2 protein-coding genes are annotated in these 1,841 nt (G+C 65.0%); both read left to right on the plus strand.

The window, feature by feature from the left end; translation table 11 throughout:
* The first annotated feature begins 92 nt into the window (after positions 1-92).
* Complete coding sequence (locus tag RMO40_RS03050; protein ID WP_309716150.1) at positions 93-839, plus strand: sterol desaturase family protein; 747 nt, start codon at positions 93-95, stop codon at positions 837-839.
* On the plus strand, positions 836-1,750 hold the full coding sequence (locus RMO40_RS03055; RefSeq protein ID WP_309716153.1) for a permease: 915 nt from the start codon (positions 836-838) through the stop codon (positions 1,748-1,750). Before RMO40_RS03050 ends, RMO40_RS03055 begins: the two co-directional genes overlap by 4 nt.
* The last annotated feature ends 91 nt before the right edge of the window (positions 1,751-1,841 follow it).

Raw genomic sequence — 1,841 nt, forward strand, 5'->3', positions numbered from 1 at the left:
GCCCGACACAGCTTCATCTCACTGACCCCGGACCCTCACTTCATCCCACATGGGCATATCAGCGCCCATATACACACAAGGAAACCACCGCCATGAAAACCGAAGCCCTGCTGAGCCTGGGTGTGCCACTCATCTTTGCGCTGATGCTGCTCGTCGAAACACGCTCTCCGGCGCGGGCCTACGCGCCCGTCTCGGGCTGGCGCTGGCTCGGGGGCGCATTTTTTGTGTCAACGCTTGTGGTGGGCGCGCTCACGCCGCTGCTGATCCCGGTGGCTTACCTCCAGGGCCGAAACGTGTTCGACCTCAGCCACCTGGGCCTGTGGGGCGTGCCCATCGGCCTGCTTGTGACCACTTTCGCCGGCTACTGGCTGCACCGCGCCGAACACCGCTTTGCCTGGCTGTGGCGAGCCACCCAACAGCTGCACCACAGCCCGCCGCGGGTCGACATGCTGGGCGCCTACTTCGCGCACCCGACGGAGGTGCTGCTCAAGGTGGGCATGAGCACGCTGGTGGCGAGCTTCGTGCTCGGGCTGTCGCCGCTGGCTGCATCGGCCGTCAGCGTGCTCATCGCCGTGCTGAGCCTGTTCCAGCACTGGAACATCCACACGCCACGCTGGTTGGGCAACGTCATCCAGCGCCCCGAGGCCCACTGCGTGCACCACGAGAAAGGCGATCGTGGCCACAACTTCTCCGAGCTGCCCTTGTGGGACATGCTGTTTGGCAGCTTCCACAACCCACCCGCCTTTCACGGCCAGGTGGGGCTGGATGCGCCCACCACGCCACGCGTCATCGACATGCTGCTGATGCGCGACACCTCACGCGCAACTCACTTCCAATGAGCAGCCTGCACGGCATGGGGCATTTCATCCTGACCGAAGGGGTGCTGCTGGCCGCGTTGTTTTTCATGGTGGCGTTTGTCATCGCCCTGCTGCAACAAACCTTCGGCCAAACCCTGAGCGACACCCTGGGCAAGACCTCGCTCGGAACCGGCGCCGTGCTCGCCGCCACGGCCGGCGCGGTCACGCCGTTTTGTTCGTGCTCCACCGTGCCGGTTTTGTCGGGCATGTTGCGCTCGCAGCTGCGCTTTGGCGTGTGCTTCACGTTTCTCATTGCGTCACCGGTCATCAACGAGGGGGTGCTTCTGGTCTTGCTGCGCCACCAGTCCGCAGCGCAGGCGGGCGTGTTCCTGGTGACGGCCTTCGCGCTCAGCGTTGCGTTTGGCGTGTTCGTCGACCGCATCGGCATGGCCCGCTTTGTCAAGCTGCTGCCTGCGGCCAGCCCGGTGGGCGCGGTGCACGTGGGTGGCACCACGGTGACCGTGCCGCTGTCTGCCAAGTTGAGGTTTGCATTGCGCTCGGCCTGGGTCGAGCTCAAGTCATCATCGCCCTACCTCGCAACAGGGGTCGTGGCCGGTGCACTCATCTATGGCTACGTGCCGCAAGCCGCGCTGCTTGAGCTGCAGGCTGGCCTGCCCGCCTGGGCGCTGATCACCGCGATGGCGCTCATCGGAGTGCCCTTTTACGTCAGCCCGGCCATGGTGGTACCCATCGCCTTGGCCTTGCTCGACAAGGGCCTGGGCACAGGCCCGGTGGCGGCCTTTCTGGTGTCGGCCGCCGGCACCAGCATCCCCGAAATGATCCTGCTGGCGCGTTTGTTCAAGGCGCCGCTGATCGTGTGGCACGTGGTCGCCATCGTCACCTCGGCGACGGTCATCGGCCTCGTGCTCGAGTTCGCATCCAAAACACTTTGAGGAGCAATCATGTTCAGTACCAAAAGCTTGCGGCGATTCTTTGACCTCGGCTCGGCCGAATCGGCGCCGGGCAGCGCGCCCCTTCACGCGC

The sequence above is a fragment of the Rhizobacter sp. genome (assembly GCF_031412075.1).
Taxonomy (GTDB): Bacteria; Pseudomonadota; Gammaproteobacteria; order Burkholderiales; family Burkholderiaceae_C; genus Rhizobacter.